15 protein-coding genes are annotated in these 15,057 nt (G+C 54.0%); 3 read left to right on the forward strand and 12 right to left on the reverse strand.

Going from position 1 to position 15,057, the window contains the following annotated elements:
- Window positions 1–6: 6 nt before the first annotated feature.
- The 6 genes from yciH to pgpB form a co-directional block, all read right to left on the reverse strand.
- Window positions 7–333 (reverse strand): stress response translation initiation inhibitor YciH, encoded by a 327-nt coding sequence (gene yciH / locus J5067_RS05765; protein WP_264650649.1) that lies wholly within the window; start codon window positions 331–333, stop codon window positions 7–9.
- Window positions 330–1,067 (reverse strand): orotidine-5'-phosphate decarboxylase, encoded by a 738-nt coding sequence (gene pyrF / locus J5067_RS05770; RefSeq protein ID WP_264650650.1) that lies wholly within the window; start codon window positions 1,065–1,067, stop codon window positions 330–332. The genes yciH and pyrF overlap by 4 nt, the downstream gene beginning before the upstream one ends.
- 233 nt (window positions 1,068–1,300) lie before the next feature.
- The gene (gene lapB / locus J5067_RS05775) at window positions 1,301–2,470 is read right to left on the reverse strand and encodes a lipopolysaccharide assembly protein LapB (protein ID WP_264642913.1); all 1,170 of its coding nucleotides are present in this window, start codon (window positions 2,468–2,470) and stop codon (window positions 1,301–1,303) included.
- 12 nt (window positions 2,471–2,482) lie between these two features.
- Window positions 2,483–2,788, reverse strand: a complete 306-nt coding sequence (locus J5067_RS05780; RefSeq protein WP_264642914.1) for a LapA family protein — start codon at window positions 2,786–2,788, stop codon at window positions 2,483–2,485.
- A gap of 113 nt (window positions 2,789–2,901) precedes the next feature.
- Window positions 2,902–3,441 carry a hypothetical protein gene (locus J5067_RS05785; protein WP_264642915.1) on the reverse strand — a complete coding sequence of 180 codons (540 nt, stop codon included), beginning with the start codon at window positions 3,439–3,441 and terminating at the stop codon, window positions 2,902–2,904.
- Window positions 3,442–3,715: 274 nt separating this feature from the next.
- Complete coding sequence (gene pgpB, locus J5067_RS05790) at window positions 3,716–4,495, reverse strand: phosphatidylglycerophosphatase B (protein ID WP_264650651.1); 780 nt, start codon at window positions 4,493–4,495, stop codon at window positions 3,716–3,718.
- Window positions 4,496–4,789: 294 nt separating this feature from the next.
- On the opposite strand from pgpB, the gene ribA reads away from it, so the two are divergent.
- On the forward strand, window positions 4,790–5,389 hold the full coding sequence (ribA, locus tag J5067_RS05795; protein ID WP_264642917.1) for a GTP cyclohydrolase II: 600 nt from the start codon (window positions 4,790–4,792) through the stop codon (window positions 5,387–5,389).
- An 87-nt stretch (window positions 5,390–5,476) separates the two neighbouring features.
- Here ribA and acnA read toward each other — a convergent pair whose 3' ends face one another.
- Window positions 5,477–8,149, reverse strand: a complete 2,673-nt coding sequence (gene acnA, locus J5067_RS05800) for an aconitate hydratase AcnA (protein ID WP_264650652.1) — start codon at window positions 8,147–8,149, stop codon at window positions 5,477–5,479.
- Between the two features lie 417 nt (window positions 8,150–8,566).
- On the opposite strand from acnA, the gene gstA reads away from it, so the two are divergent.
- A complete protein-coding gene (gene gstA, locus J5067_RS05805) occupies window positions 8,567–9,175 on the forward strand; it encodes a glutathione transferase GstA (RefSeq protein ID WP_264642919.1) in 609 nt (202 codons plus the stop codon).
- 39 nt (window positions 9,176–9,214) lie between these two features.
- Here gstA and pdxY read toward each other — a convergent pair whose 3' ends face one another.
- From pdxY to anmK, 5 genes are all read right to left on the reverse strand, one after another.
- Window positions 9,215–10,075 (reverse strand): pyridoxal kinase PdxY, encoded by an 861-nt coding sequence (gene pdxY / locus J5067_RS05810; protein WP_264642920.1) that lies wholly within the window; start codon window positions 10,073–10,075, stop codon window positions 9,215–9,217.
- Between the two features lie 88 nt (window positions 10,076–10,163).
- On the reverse strand, window positions 10,164–11,441 hold the full coding sequence (tyrS, locus tag J5067_RS05815; protein ID WP_264650653.1) for a tyrosine--tRNA ligase: 1,278 nt from the start codon (window positions 11,439–11,441) through the stop codon (window positions 10,164–10,166).
- A gap of 136 nt (window positions 11,442–11,577) precedes the next feature.
- Window positions 11,578–12,261, reverse strand: a complete 684-nt coding sequence (gene pdxH / locus J5067_RS05820) for a pyridoxamine 5'-phosphate oxidase (protein ID WP_264642922.1) — start codon at window positions 12,259–12,261, stop codon at window positions 11,578–11,580.
- An 84-nt stretch (window positions 12,262–12,345) separates the two neighbouring features.
- Window positions 12,346–12,678, reverse strand: a complete 333-nt coding sequence (locus J5067_RS05825) for an MliC family protein (RefSeq protein WP_264628830.1) — start codon at window positions 12,676–12,678, stop codon at window positions 12,346–12,348.
- 122 nt (window positions 12,679–12,800) lie between these two features.
- The gene (anmK, locus tag J5067_RS05830; protein ID WP_264650654.1) at window positions 12,801–13,913 is read right to left on the reverse strand and encodes an anhydro-N-acetylmuramic acid kinase; all 1,113 of its coding nucleotides are present in this window, start codon (window positions 13,911–13,913) and stop codon (window positions 12,801–12,803) included.
- A 393-nt stretch (window positions 13,914–14,306) separates the two neighbouring features.
- Here anmK and J5067_RS05835 point away from each other — a divergent pair, with 393 nt between their 5' ends.
- Window positions 14,307–14,774: a glycine zipper 2TM domain-containing protein gene (locus J5067_RS05835; protein WP_264642925.1), complete on the forward strand. Its 468-nt coding sequence runs from the start codon at window positions 14,307–14,309 to the stop codon at window positions 14,772–14,774.
- The last annotated feature ends 283 nt before the right edge of the window (window positions 14,775–15,057 follow it).

A 15,057-nucleotide genomic window follows, 5' to 3' on the forward strand; every position in this document is an offset into this window, starting at 1 on the left:
TTCTTATCAGCCGCCTGCCAGCTTAACCTTCAATCCCTTCGCTTCCAGCAACTGTTTTAACAGATCGCGCTTATCGCCCTGAATCTCAATGGCGCCCTCTTTCACGGCACCGCCACAGCCACATTTCTTTTTCAACTCTGCGGCCAACGCGGTCAGTGCGGCATCATCCAGATCGAGGCCGGTGATAATGCACACGCCCTTTCCTTTGCGCCCGCTGGTTTGCCGTTGAATACGCACCACGCCGTCGCCTTTCTCACGCGTTACCGGAGTCGGTTCTTCCTTGATGCGTCCGGCGTCGGTGGAATAGACCAACCGACTGTTGCTCTCACTCATGCCTGCCCTCCCGCCAACAACGAATGCCGAATCTGAGCCAGCGTTTGCGCCGGATCGGCAGATTGGGTGATCGGACGCCCAATCACCATGTAATCAACCCCTGCCGCCTGCGCCTGTTCCGGCGTCATAATGCGGCGCTGATCGCCACTGGCGCTGCCCGCCGGACGGATCCCCGGCGTGACCAACGTAAACGCGTTACCGCATACCTGTTTCAGGCGTTGTGCTTCCTGCGCCGAACACACCACACCATCCAATCCACAATCACGCGTCAGCACCGCAAGACGCTCGGCCTGCTGCGCCGGTGTCGCGGTAATGCCTAACGCCAGCAGATCGTCGGCTTCCATGCTGGTCAATACGGTCACGGCAATCAGCAACGGCGCATCGGCACCAAAGGGCTGCAATGCGGCTTTCGCCGCTTCCATCATACGCCGACCGCCACTGGCATGGACGTTGACCATCCACACCCCTAACTCTGCCGCTGCTGCCACTGCATGCGCAGCCGTGTTAGGAATGTCGTGAAATTTGAGGTCCAAAAAAACGTCAAAACCGCGCTGCTGTAACGCGTTAACAAATTGCGGACCGAATAGGGTAAACATCTCTTTGCCCACTTTCAGCCGACAATCCTGCGGACTGATGCGATCGACGAACGCCAACGCGAGATTCTGGTCAGCATAGTCCAACGCGACAACGATCGGCGACGTAACGGCATGCGGTGGGGTGATGTGTTCGCTCATGTGGCCCTCAGTTTTGCTTGGCGATTAAATCCGTGGAGTGAGATTGGTCCGCGTATGAAAATTTTTCGCCGCATTCTACCCTTCTCGCCCCCGAAAGCCCAGCGGCCCTGCTGGACTGCGCTGCATTTCGCGCGGTGTTCACCGCGGATTTGCTGTCAAACATAAGTATGTTGTAACTAAATTGGCGTTTTTATAAACCAGACAACGGCATAAGACGTACCTTACGCCTCAGGCTATTGTCCATCCAGACCACGGATTGGTTTGATGCTGGCCCAGGCGCGGCATGACGGACAGTGCCAGTAGAGGGATTGCGAGGTAAAGCCACACTTCTGGCAGCTGTAGCGCGGTTTGGTGCGTATCTGTTCTCCCACCATATCGCGCAGCACCAGCAGGCTCTCTTTGGCCCGACCATCTTCCGCTTCACTTAAGTGGAAATCCATCAGACGATGGAAAACCCGCATTGTCGGGTGGCGCTGTAACTGGCGGTTGATGTAGACCTGCGCCACTTCAGCCCCTTCTTTGCGCTCAAGGATATCCGCCAGCATCAGATCGGCGCTAGCGCCGGTGCTCTCTTCGACACAGCGTTTGAGAAAATCTTCCCATGCCTCCGACGCAGGCAAGTGCTGGTAACAGGTCTCCAGCATCGGCAAGGTTTCGCTGACAAAGGCTTTATCTTGCTCAAGCACCTGCTGGAGCACTTCTACCGCAGGCGCATAACGCTCCTGAGCGATATGGATGCGCCCCATCATGATCGACGCACGCGCGCACGCTTTATCGGTTGCTGCGCCCTTTTTCAGTAGCGTCAGGGCTTTATCCAGATCGTCACTGCTCATCGCTTGCAGCGCCAGTTCACAGTAGAAATGGGCGATTTCCGTATTCAACTGCGGCTGACCAAGCTTGACCAGTTTTTCCGCAATATCGATAGCCTTCTGCCAGTCACTGGTGGCCTGATAGATCTGCAACAGTTGTTGAAGCGCGCTGCGACGAAAATCCTCTTCATCCACCAGTTGGGCGAAGATCTCTTCAGCGCGGTCATACAGCCCGGCCGCCATATAATCACGCCCCAGTTGCTGCACCGCCAACAGGCGCTGTTCGAACGACAGCGATGCGCTTTCCGTTAATGCCTGATGAATACGAATCGCGCGATCGACCTCGCCGCGAGAGCGGAACAGGTTACCGAGCGTCAGGTGTGCCTCGAAGGTGTTACTCTCGTCCTTGAGCATGTCAAGGAACAGCTCAACTGCTTTATCCTGCTGATTGGAAAGCAAAAAGTTTACGCCCGTCACATACTCTCGCGACAAGCGGTTGGCTTCCTGATCCTTGTCTTGCTGCGCGCTTCTGCGGCCCATGTACCACCCGTATGCGGCGGCCACCGGCAATAACAGAAACAGCAGTTCTAACATAGAGGAGGATCCTTAGTGGGAAGCAGAGGGCGCAGAGGGCGGCGTTTCGCTCTCTGTCACAGACTGTTGCTGTTCCAGACGTTTGATTTTACGCTGCGCACGGCCCAGCGTGATGCGCAAACGCAGGTAGAATAAACCGCAGATCACCCACCCCAGCACAAAACCTACCGCGAACAGCGTCGCAAGTAGCGTGGAAACGCGATATTCGCCCTGCGCCAGCAGATAGTTGAAGGTGACAACCTGCTCGTTATGCGCCCCCAACGTAATGGAAATGATGAATATCGCCAGTACCAATAAGAAGATCAGCAAGTATTTCACGTTCTTGTTCCTGTGATATCGCCTTAACCTGATGATTATGCCAAATGTTGGCGCTAAACCCCATAGAATTATCCATTATAGCCCGATAAAGGGCACGGCTAACTGAGGTAGCATCAGGCAACAGCGGCAGCGCCGCCTGTTTTTGCGCAACCTGATAACAAAAAGCGATGATCGACAAAACGCGATTCAGGCAAAAGCAATTTTATATAGGGCAAGAGCGCATAGCGGGCTTCAGCCGGAGGCATAAAATGGCCGCTGGCATTACTCCAAAAAGCCAGCCGCTGTTGAACGAATTTTAGCACCCCGGCGAAATGCACCTTGGTGACATTCACAAACGAAGAGTGCCCCTTGAGGGGGATCCTGCTTATCGGTTCTTCCGGGCAGGCCAGCGCGGCACACTGGATCTTATACGGCGCGTCGACAGGGATAATGAAAACATAATAACCTTCAGTGTGTGAGGCTACGCCTTCGATCGCATTGACCATTCGGTACTCCGCGCCCCACTTTTCCAAGGTAAAAATTTCGCTCGGGCCGTAAGGCAATTGCACCGTTTTGCCTTTGACGATGGGGTGTTGCGACGCCAGTGTGACTTTCAGCCTCAGATGTAAACTCTCTAGCGCGTCTTGTAATGTAGTTCCATCATTGGCCATCACTTGATTTAACCTTGCCCGCACCCCCGCGTTCACGCACCTTGTAGGGACCAGCACCACAGGGACCCGTTTGCGTTTGCGCTGGTGTGTATTGGTCACGCAGAGGACGTTACGTATCAAGCGGTTCAACGGCATCCGCCACGATGTGTGATCGTGACCGATTGTCCATCTGCATGGCACCCCGGAGAGGTTCACAGCCGGACCAACAATGCCAGAGATCATACCGACGTGACCCTGACGTCGGCGTTGCTCGCACTGCAATACAGTGAAAAACGCATTACGGGATAGGTCCCTTGTTCCCCTTTTGGGGGTCATCTTCACTTTGCGTTTCCTGAGGTGAGCGCGTTAATGGACCGCACCAGCGCTGCGCCAGCGTACAAGCCAGCACCACCAATACCCAACTCATCAGAGTCGCCGCGATCAAATCCTGCGGCCAGTGCATGCCCAAGACCAAACGACTGCCCATCACTCCCGACGCCCACACCATCAACACCACCACGGTTTTATAGTGTCGCCGCGCCCACAGCAACCCAACCGCCAGCAACGCCCAGGTTGCCGCAAACAGGGTATGCCCGGACGGGAAGGCAAAGCCCGTTTCAAATTGCCAATGGGCGCGCAGCCATTCAGGTATCTGCGTCTGTGCATTCAACTGTTCAGCCACCAGACGCGCGCGTTCAGGACGGGGCAACGAATAGAAATAGCGTTCGTCGACCTGATAGGCCTTTTCCAACCAGACCACAAAGGGGCGCGGCTCCTGAAGCCGCTCTTTAATCAACGATTTCATGCCCTGGCCGACCAGCACCGTCAACGCCATGATCGCCAGCACGCCCAAGGCCGGTTTGAAACGAAAGCGTAAGCACCACAGAAACCAGAGCGCCAACAGCGCGCTGGTCACTATCCCCCAAGGACGCGTCACCGTTTCCGTAACCCAGAACAGTCCGTGTAGCCACACCCCCTGTGTTTCGGGCTGCCATTGCCAGCCGCTCAGCCCTACGGCAATCGGCAATAACAACAGAATACCCGCACCGAGGGCGGTGCGTTTGGCGATGTCGTACATAGCTTCCCCTGTATCTTCCCGTCATCAGTAACCGCAGAAACACACGACTGAAGACGGGGTGCAATTCACAAATTTTTCATAAATTTATCATGAAATCTCAGCCCCTTCGTCAATGGAACGTAAACTACTCCATCGTTATGTCAGTATCTGTGCTGCTGTACAGGCATGGTGCGGAGGCAATCGGATAAGCCTGCGCAGTTTGCTTTTGGTTTTGTTTAACAACGGCGTTTTTACTGGTTAATTGCGTTATCCGGCAGTAGGATATGCCCAATCTTTTTGTGTTGGAGATGTAAAATGCAGCTTAAACGGGTGGCCGAAGCAAAATTACCCACCCCCTGGGGCGATTTCCTCATGGTAGGATTCGAAGAGTTAGCCACAGGACACGATCACCTCGCGCTGATTTTCGGTGATATCTCCGGTCCAGCGCCTGTTTTGGCACGTGTCCATTCCGAATGTTTAACCGGTGATGCATTGTTCAGCTTGCGCTGCGATTGCGGTTTCCAACTTGAAGCGGCTCTGGGCCATATTGCTGAAGAGGGGCGTGGTGTGCTGCTCTATCACCGACAAGAAGGGCGTAATATCGGCTTGTTAAACAAGATTCGCGCCTATGCGTTACAGGACCTGGGGGCCGATACCGTCGAAGCGAATCATCAACTCGGCTTTGCGGCTGATGAGCGCGATTTCACGCTGTGTGCGGATATGTTCAAGCTGTTGGGCGTGAATGAAGTGCGTTTGCTGACCAACAACCCGCAAAAAGTAAAAATCCTCAATGATGCAGGTATCAACATTGTTGAACGTGTGCCGTTGGTGGTGGGACGCAACCCCAAAAATGAGCGCTATCTGGCAACCAAAGCCGCCAAAATGGGCCATATGCTGGATCTCCCGCCGCGTTAATGCTGGTGTATAGCGACGTACCGCTATCAACCATACATTGACGCTGCTATCGGGGCCTTCCGGCCCCGATATTTTTACCTCTGACCATCACAACATCTTGCGAATGACGTAATGCAAAATGCCGCCGTGCTGATAGTAGGTCAGCTCATTACGGGTATCGATACGGCATCGAGTCGCAATCACCTGCGCGTGTCCCTGGCTGTCCGTGAGGGTGACGTCTACCGTCGCACCCGGCGTCAACCCTTGCAGGTCGGTAATCGAAATACGCTCTTCCCCCGTTAGCCCTAAGGTTTTACGCGTCACCCCAGGGGCAAACTCCAGCGGCAAAATTCCCATGCCGATCAGGTTGGAGCGGTGAATACGCTCAAACGACTCCGCAATCACCACTCTGACCCCCAGCAAGCGCGGCCCCTTTGCCGCCCAGTCGCGGCTGGAGCCCGAACCGTACTCTTTTCCGGCAATCAACGCCAACGGCACCTGTTCATCCTGATAGCGCATTGCCGCATCGTAAATGGCCATCACGTTTTGTGACGGAATATGGCGCGTAAAGCCCCCTTCGGTTCCCGGGGCCATCTCATTGCGGATGCGCACATTGGCGAACGTGCCGCGCATCATCACCTCATGGTTGCCTCGTCGGGAGCCGTAGGAGTTAAAATCGTCTACAGTCACGCCGCGATCGAGCAGGTAACGGCCCGCCGGGCTCTCTTTTTTGATGCTGCCCGCAGGAGAGATATGGTCGGTAGTCACTGAATCCCCCAACAGAGCAAGGATTCGCGCCCCGTGAATATCCTGTATCGGATCGGGCGCTTTGCCCATAGTAGTGAAAAATGGGGTCTCGCGGATATAGGTGGAATCCTGTGGCCATTCGTAGGTAGGGTTATCCCCCACGGCTATCGCCTGCCACTCGGGGGTGCCTTCAAATACAGCGGCGTACTCTTTATGAAACAGGTCAACGCTGACATGCTGCACCGCGTCGGCCACTTCCTTCGCGGAAGGCCAGATATCTTTCAAAAACACCGGTTCACCATTGTGTCCGACGCCCAGCGGATCGCGGGTCAAATCCAGCGTCATGTTGCCCGCTAATGCATAGGCCACCACCAGCGGCGGCGATGCCAGCCAGTTGGTTTTCACCAGCGGATGGATGCGTCCTTCAAAGTTGCGGTTGCCCGAGAGCACGGCACCCACCGTCAAATCGGCGGCTTTAATCGCCTGTTCTATCGGCTCCGGCAAAGGCCCTGAGTTACCGATACAGGTAGTACATCCATACCCCACCAGTTGAAAACCCAGCGCATCAAGATAAGGGGTTAATCCCGCTTTAGCGAAGTAATCCGGTACCACTTTGGAGCCGGGCGCCAGCGACGTCTTCACCCACGGTTTACGCCGCAGACCGCGCTCTACCGCGTGTTTTGCCAACAGGCCCGCCGCCATCAACACGCTGGGGTTGGACGTATTGGTGCACGAGGTGATCGCCGCAATCACCACCGCTCCCTGACGTAACGAGAAAGTTTCATCCGCCAATGTCACGTCAATCGCTTCAGCATGGGCATTGCCGCTGCTGAGCTCCAGTTCACGGCTGGCGGTAAACGCATCGGGGACCTGTGCCAACGCGACGCGATCCTGCGGGCGTTTTGGCCCCGCCAGGCTGGTTTCCACCGTCCCCATATCCAACGCCAGTTGGCTGGTAAAACGGGGTTCATCCCCAGGATGCCGCCACAGTCCCTGCGCTTTACTGTAAGCTTCTACCAGCGCTATCTGCTCGTCGCTACGGTTGGTTAAGCGCAAGTACGCCAGCGTGACATCGTCGATAGGAAAAAAGCCGCAGGTGGCACCGTATTCGGGGGCCATATTGGCAATGGTTGCCCGGTCAGCCAGCGCCAGGTTGTCCAGTCCATCGCCGTAGAATTCAACAAATTTCCCGACAACGCCGTGCTTACGCAGCATTTGCGTAACGGTAAGCACCAGATCGGTTGCCGTGATCCCCTCGCCCAGTTTCCCGCTGAGTTTGAACCCCACCACATCCGGCAACAGCATCGACACTGGCTGTCCCAACATGGCAGCCTCGGCTTCGATACCGCCAACGCCCCACCCTAACACGCCCAGACCATTGATCATGGTGGTGTGTGAATCGGTGCCGACCAGCGTGTCGGGATAGGCAATGGTTTTGCCCGCCTCGGTTTCACTCCACACCACGTTAGCCAGATACTCCAGATTGACCTGATGGCAAATACCGGTACCGGGCGGCACCACGCGGAAATGGCGAAACGCTTTTTGCCCCCAGCGTAAAAACTGGTAACGCTCATGGTTACGCGTCATCTCCAGCCGCGTGTTTTCTACCAGCGCCTGCTGATTGCCAAAGTGATCGACCGTCACCGAGTGATCTATCACCAGATCGACCGGTGACAGTGGATTCACCCTGTTGACCTCGCCCCCCAAACGGTGCACCGCATTGCGCATCGCCGCCAAATCCACTACGGCCGGTACGCCGGTAAAATCCTGCATCAACACGCGTGCAGGGCGGTAAGCAATTTCACGATCGGAATGGCCGTGTTCTAACCAGGCGGATACCGCTTCGAGGTCCGCCTGTTGCACCGTCTCACCATCAAGATGGCGCAACAGGTTTTCCAGCAGTACGGCCAGAGACTTCGGTAATTTTTTTAATGAACCTAACGATTTTTCTGCCTGAGACAGGCTGTAGTAGTGATAAGTCTGTTGCCGAACAGTGAGCCTATCCAGATATGCATGGTGTAGCGCCTGTGACATGCTGCCTCCCAATGGCTTGACAGGTTATCGATATTATCGCGCCGCCATGTCACAGGGAGAGAAATATCCCGCTGCTTCATGCGGTCTTATTTAAAGATAACACAAACAAAAAATAACGTTTTAATAACAAGGTCGTCATTCGGCTATTAATGCCGTTACCGTTACAAATCGGGCATTTCTGAAATATCTGGCCGAAAACCGGTACAAACGTGTAAAAACATCGTTTAGTTATTGTCAGGAATATGAATTTTATATATCACAATCTAATTGCGAGTGATCGCACACCTTGTTGAATGGATTTAGGGCACGATAGAGAGTGGTTGGGGCGTTTGAAACACACCACGGTCTGGCGCATTATTTTGTGGAAAGGGTCTTCCGCTCTCCATGTCCTAATCTAATGATAAGAAGGAGCTGTTCATGAAGTTGTATTATACAGCAGGAAGTTGTTCGCTTTTTCCCCACATTGTTTTACGCGAGGCCGGTCAAGATTTCACGTTAGAAAGTGTCGATATCAAAAAGAAAAAAACGGCCGGCGGTAAGGATTTTATGGCCATCAACCCGAAAGGGATGGTGCCAGTGCTTCAACTGGATGACGGTACGGTGCTCACGGAAGGCGTCGCCATTGCGCAGTATATTGCTGATAAAGTGCCCGAATCCAACCTGATTGCGCCGATAGGCACCATGGCGCGTTATCACTGCGTAGAGTGGCTCAACTATATTTCCGCCGAACTGCACAAAACGTTTACGCCCATTTTTCGCCCTGGCACACCGGAAACCTATAAGGAACTGCTACAGGAATACCTTCAGGTTCGCTTCCGTTATATCAACATCGTGCTCAGTGAACAAAACTATCTGGTGGGAAACCGTTTTTCCGTCGCGGATGCCTATCTGTTTACCGTGATGCGCTGGGCACAGTCGTTAAAGCTCGATATGTTCCGCTATCCGGCGCTGGCCGCTTATCTCGACCATATTGCAGAACGCCCGGCGGTATTGACGGCATTGAAAGTTGAACGATTGAAAGGGTAAGAGAGAGTGCGGCACCCAAGGGTGCCGCCTAACGCGCCATTAACCGAGGCGTTCCGCCTGAAAATGATGACGTGGGTTGGCAATGCCATCCTGTGCCGCCACCAATTGCAGTTCGTACTCATCCATCTCTTTGGTCACCAGCATCACTTCATACACCGCCGCCGTGGTGTGCTCGAGCGCCTTATCTAACGCGACGCCTTTGAGCAGGTTCACCAGTAACAGGCCGCTGGTTAAATCCCCCACGCCAACAGGCTGACGTTCAAACTCCACCAGCGGACGGCTGATATGCCAGGCGTCAGTAGGCGTGACCAGCAACATTTCAAAACTGTCGGCGCGGCGTGCTGCGCGGCTGAGGTGTTTGACCAACACAATCTTCGGCCCACGTTCACAGAGCTGACGCGCTGCGGTAACGGCTTCATCCACAGTGTGCACCGTCACGCCAGCCAACAATTCCAGCTCTGGCAGGTTCGGCGCAATCACATCGGCAGCCAGCAGTGACTGGTTGCAGTGGAAACCCGAAACACCGGGTGCCACAAAACAGCCTTTTTCGGGTGTGCCCATCACCGGATCGCAAAAATAGATCGCCTGCGGATTTGCCGCTTTAACCTGACGGACGATATCCAGAATACTCGCACCCTGCTCGGGGGAGCCGATATAGCCACTCAGCACCGCATCACAGCGTGCCAGTTTGTCGATATTGGCAATCCCCTGCGCAATGTCGGTCAAATGGCTGGCGTCCATCACACTGCCGGTCCACTGACCATACTGCGTGTGATTGGAAAATTGCACCGTATTGAGCGGCCAAACGTTTGCGCCCATACGCCGCATCGGAAACTCTGCGGCGCTGTTCCCTGCATGTCCAAAAACCACATGGGACTGAATAGAAAGAATGTTTTTCATTTACCGACAACCTGACCTTGCATATCACTGACTTGAGAGTATTACCAAGAATAAAGGGAGCCTTCGCTCCCTTGTACATGCTGTTTTCTTATGCTGCCCAGCAGATCAGGCAGTAGTGTTTTTTACCGCGGCGTAGCAGCGTGTAACGGTCAAACAGACGATCGCTATCCGCGAAAACATATTCAGGGTTAGCCTGTTTTTCGCCGTTGATGGTCACCGCATTTGAGGCGATCATGGTACGCGCCTGACCTCGGGAAGGGACCAGTTCAGCCGACACCAAGGCCTGCTGCAAGTCAGCGTCTCGGCCCAGTTCGATAACCGGCATGCCATCCTGCGCCAACTGGGCAAAGTCATTTTCGGTCAGATCATTCAGGGCGCCAGAGAACAGGCTCTGAGTGATGCGCTGCGCCGCTTGCAGGCCTTCTTCACCGTGAACCATACGCGTGACGTCTTCTGCCAGCACATACTGGGCGCGCGGCGCCTTGCCGCTGTTTTTGTCCTCTTCTTCCAGCGCAGTAATCTCTTCGATGCTGAGGAAGGTAAAGAACTTCAGGAAGCGATACACATCCGCATCAGCGGTATTGATCCAGAACTGGTAAAATTTGTACGGACTGGTTTTCTTGGCATCCAACCAGACTGCGCCGCCTTCGGTTTTACCAAATTTGGTGCCGTCTGATTTGGTGATCAGCGGAACGGTCAGGCCAAACACCGTCTTCTGGTGCAAACGGCGGGTCAGATCGATCCCGGAGGTAATATTGCCCCATTGGTCGGAGCCGCCGATCTGTAACGCAACGCCATGTTTTTCATTCAACGCCGCGAAATCATAGCCTTGCAACAGGTTGTAGGAGAACTCGGTAAAAGAGATGCCCACATCATCACGGTTCAAACGCTGTTTGACCGCTTCACGGTTAATCATCTGGTTAACGGAGAAGTGCTTACCGATATCGCGCAGGAAGGTCAGCACGTTCATGCCGCCAAACCAGTCATAGTTGTTCGCCATGACAGCGCTATTATCTCCGCAGTTAAAATCCAGGAACGGCGATACCTGATCGCGGATCTTTTCAACCCACTCGCCCACGGTTTCGCCGGTATTGAGTTTACGCTCTGTGGCTTTAAAGCTCGGGTCACCGATAAGGCCGGTAGCACCACCGACCAACGCGACGGGTTTGTGCCCCGCAAGCTGGAAGCGACGCAGGCATAGCAGCGGCACCAGATGCCCCAAGTGCAAGCTGTCAGCGGTCGGATCGAAACCGCAATACAGTGCAATTGGCCCTTGCGCCAGCTGCTCTGCTAACGCGTTTTCGTCCGTTACCTGGGCAACCAGGCCCCGCTCTTGCAATTGTTGAATCAGGTTACCACTCGCCATCAATAGCTCCATTTTCGTAAAATAAACAATGTTTGAAAAACAGTATTCCAAGGGAAATTGAGAAACGTCTTAGAATAAAGCGCTCCCGATGGGAGCGCCAGCATTTAAAGGGGATATTTGCTGCAATTCACCGCACTTAAGGTGCCAAACGATCGATTTGCCAGTTATCGCCATCGCGCTGATAGATAAAGCGGTCATGCAGGCGATGTGCCCCGCCCTGCCAAAATTCGACAGTGTCGATGACCACGCGGTATCCGCCCCAAAAACTCGGTAACGGCACTTCGCCCTTCATGAATTTTTGCTTTAATTCTAAAAATTTACTTTCCAGCACGCCACGGGCTGAAATTCGGCTCGATTGTTGTGAAACCCAGGCACCAATCTGGCTCTCTTTCGGCCGACTGTGGAAATATTTCAGCACCTCGATAGTGGATAAACGCTCGGCATGCCCCGTTACAATCACCTGGCGATCCAGGCTGTGCCAGGGAAACAGTAAGCTGATACGCGCATTCAGTGCCAGATGCTGTGCCTTGCGACTGCCCAGATTGGTGTAAAACACCATGCCTTGCTCATCGACGTGTTTAAGCAACACGATGCGCTGGTAGGGCTGCCCCTGCTCATCGACGGTGGCAACGCACATCGCAGTCGGATCGGACAGGCGCGCATCGCACGCCTGTTTGAGCCACTTGTCGAACAGATCGAGAGGGTTGGCGGTCAATTCATTGCGGCGCAAACCGCCGCGGGTATATTCGCGTCTGACGTCCGCAATTTCATCTTCGGTGGGAAATGCGGCGGAGGGAGGTGAAGTGTTGTCCTGTGTCATAACATCCTGCTGTGGTGTATCGGGACGAAAATCATCGTTCCATTCTGCGCCCACAGCGGGAAAATCTCAATGTAACGCGTCGCGTTAAGGCTCATTCTGTAGCAGGCAGTCGTCCGCAATGATGTGCCCATTGCGCTCGATAAAGGCGCGATCCCCTTTGCTCCAGAAGGTATAGCGGTTATTGCTGTATTTGGTGCCCGAAGCAGAAATCACCTGCGGAAGTTGCAGGCGCTCGCCATCCAGCAAGAAATGCACTTCCTCTGGCTGGACATCCTGTTTCAGCGTCACGGTGAGTGGCAGGGTGCCACACTGATAATGCAGCGTTTTTACCGGTGCTGGCCGGTTAAAACCGCTACAGCCGGACAGTATCATAAGCCCTAACAGCACAGCTGCGCGGCCCGATAGCATGATTTTCATTGTTATTTTCCCGTTGTTACCTGTCTAAAGGTTATCGCCACATGACCACGAAACAGCCTGTCGAGTCACAGATAACAACAGTGTAACAACGGGTTTTACAACAACCTCTCAGCAAAATCTGATTAGTCGTTCAGAACGGGAAAAATGGCCCCCAATACGCTCGCTTTGCTGGCACCGGTCACTGACGGCAGGTTACCGGGCAAGCCAGACAGCGTGCGCGCCGCAAGCCAGGCAAAAGCCAGCGCTTCCATATCATCGCCGTTCACGCCGAACTCATCGGTGGTGTTGACCTCAATGCCGGGCAACAGCGCAGACAGACGCGCCATCAGCAGGGGATTGCGCGCCCCGCCGCCGCACACCAGCACACGCTCACAGCCGCCTGTTAACAGCACCTGATCGGCAATGCTGACCGCAGTCAGCTCCGCCAGCGTGGCCTGAACATCCTGAGGAGCAAGCGTGCCACATCCGGCAAGCTGTTTTTCCAACCAGCCCAGATTGAAGTATTCGCGCCCGGTACTTTTCGGCGCGGGTAACGCGAAATAGGGATCGGCCAGCATACGGCGCAATAAGGAGACATTCACGTGCCCGGTCGCCGCCCACTGCGCGTCTTTATCATAGGGTTGCCCCTGACGACGCCAGATCCAGGCATCGAGCAACATGTTCCCTGGCCCGGTATCATAGCCACGTACCGGGCAGTCAGGTGCCAGCAGGGAGATGTTGGCAATCCCCCCGATATTGAGCACTACGCGGCGTTCATCAGGGTGCATCAGCAACGCATAGTGAAACCCTGGCACCAGCGGCGCACCTTGCCCACCGAGCGCGATGTCACGTCGGCGAAAATCGCCCACCGTAGTGATACCGGTCAATGCTGCAATCTGGTTGTTATCGCCGATTTGCAACGTACAGGGTGCGCCACCGACCGGCTCATGCCACACCGTTTGTCCATGACAGCCAATCGCCATGATATCGCTGGCATTAAGTTCAGTCTGTTTCAACAGCATCAGCACCGCCTCGGCAAACAGTTTGCCGAGACGCGTATCCAGTTGACCGAGCGTAGACAGCGTTACCGCCTGCCCCTGGCAGACGTCCAGAATCGCTTGCTTCAATGCCAACGGCATTGGATGACAATAGCTTGCCTGCTGCGCGACCGTGTGGTCATCAATCGCCGCGAGAACCACATCGACACCGTCCAGACTGGTGCCCGACATCACTCCGATGTATCTGCCTGATTTCATACCGGTGTATTTCCCATCCCGCACTGTACACGCACACAAAATCCCCATAAACCACGCTGCACTTGTTTACAAAATAACATGGCGAGCAGGCAAACGGCTCAGCTATTCTTCATTGTAGGGTGGATTCGACGTCCCATTCTTTGAATGCGCGTTTATTTTGAGGAAAAAAAGGCCATTTTTTGCTATAAAATGAACATATGCGCCAATAGGATGAGAGAGAATAGTGGCAGCAAGGAACTTTAGCCATTTTTCATTATCAATATAATCCTATTATATCAGGGTGAGTTGTGCGCAACGGCCATTTGGCGTTTCGCAGTAACCGTTTGATAAGCATTACCACGTTGGCCTTCAGTAACGGAAAGCTGACACACTGCGATTACAGGAGTCTTATATATGATGAAGCGTTTACTTGTGATTACTTTAGCCGGTATGACACTGGCGGGCTGTGCCAACACCAGTTCGCTTTCCGGTGACGTTTATCGCGCCTCTGAAGCCAAACAGGTTCGTACGGTAACTTATGGCACCATCGTTTCATTACGACCTGTTCAGATTCAGGCTGGCGATGAGAATGGCACCATGGGCGCTATTGGTGGCGCAGTACTGGGTGGGTTCTTGGGTAATACCATCGGTGGTGGCACGGGTCGTTCACTGGCAACCGCAGCAGGCGCGGTGGCGGGTGGCGTAGCGGGTCAAAGTGCACAAGGTGCGATGAACCGCGTTCAGGGCGTTGAGTTGGAAGTTCGTCGTGATGATGGTACCACCATCATGGTTGTGCAGCGCCAGGGTGATACCCGTTTCAGCGTGGGCCAACGTGTTGCCATGTCCAGCAATGGCCAAAGCGTGACAGTAGCACCACGATAAACACCCCCCATTTTCTGTTATCACCACCGACCCGGTGGTGATAACCTACATTATTACTTTGGTCAATAATGTTACTTCGCACGAAAAGTTCATTCGATCGTAATGCAGCATCAATCGCACAGACATGCTGAAAAAATAATTGCATTGGCAAAAAACACGTCGGGTACAACACATTTTTGACGAAAAATAGCACATCGTCTAAAAAACATGTCAAAAGGTATATCACCCGCTTAGGTTGAAACCTCATCAGCTTTTTTCAGAAAAAAACATTCACACAACATCA

The sequence above is a fragment of the Candidatus Symbiopectobacterium sp. NZEC151 genome (assembly GCF_025962655.1).
Lineage (GTDB): Bacteria > Pseudomonadota > Gammaproteobacteria > Enterobacterales > Enterobacteriaceae > Symbiopectobacterium.

Coding starts and splice junctions, on each gene's coding strand:
- J5067_RS05835 (WP_264642925.1), top strand. CDS start 14,307: ATGATGAAGCGTTTACTTGTGATTACTTTAGCCGGTATGACACTGGCG.
- tyrS (WP_264650653.1), bottom strand. CDS start 11,441: ATGGCGAGTGGTAACCTGATTCAACAATTGCAAGAGCGGGGCCTGGTT.
- pdxH (WP_264642922.1), bottom strand. CDS start 12,261: ATGACACAGGACAACACTTCACCTCCCTCCGCCGCATTTCCCACCGAA.
- J5067_RS05825 (WP_264628830.1), bottom strand. CDS start 12,678: ATGAAAATCATGCTATCGGGCCGCGCAGCTGTGCTGTTAGGGCTTATG.
- lapB (WP_264642913.1), bottom strand. CDS start 2,470: ATGTTAGAACTGCTGTTTCTGTTATTGCCGGTGGCCGCCGCATACGGG.
- pyrF (WP_264650650.1), bottom strand. CDS start 1,067: ATGAGCGAACACATCACCCCACCGCATGCCGTTACGTCGCCGATCGTT.
- ribA (WP_264642917.1), top strand. CDS start 4,790: ATGCAGCTTAAACGGGTGGCCGAAGCAAAATTACCCACCCCCTGGGGC.
- pdxY (WP_264642920.1), bottom strand. CDS start 10,075: ATGAAAAACATTCTTTCTATTCAGTCCCATGTGGTTTTTGGACATGCA.
- acnA (WP_264650652.1), bottom strand. CDS start 8,149: ATGTCACAGGCGCTACACCATGCATATCTGGATAGGCTCACTGTTCGG.
- anmK (WP_264650654.1), bottom strand. CDS start 13,913: ATGAAATCAGGCAGATACATCGGAGTGATGTCGGGCACCAGTCTGGAC.
- gstA (WP_264642919.1), top strand. CDS start 8,567: ATGAAGTTGTATTATACAGCAGGAAGTTGTTCGCTTTTTCCCCACATT.
- pgpB (WP_264650651.1), bottom strand. CDS start 4,495: ATGTACGACATCGCCAAACGCACCGCCCTCGGTGCGGGTATTCTGTTG.
- yciH (WP_264650649.1), bottom strand. CDS start 333: ATGAGTGAGAGCAACAGTCGGTTGGTCTATTCCACCGACGCCGGACGC.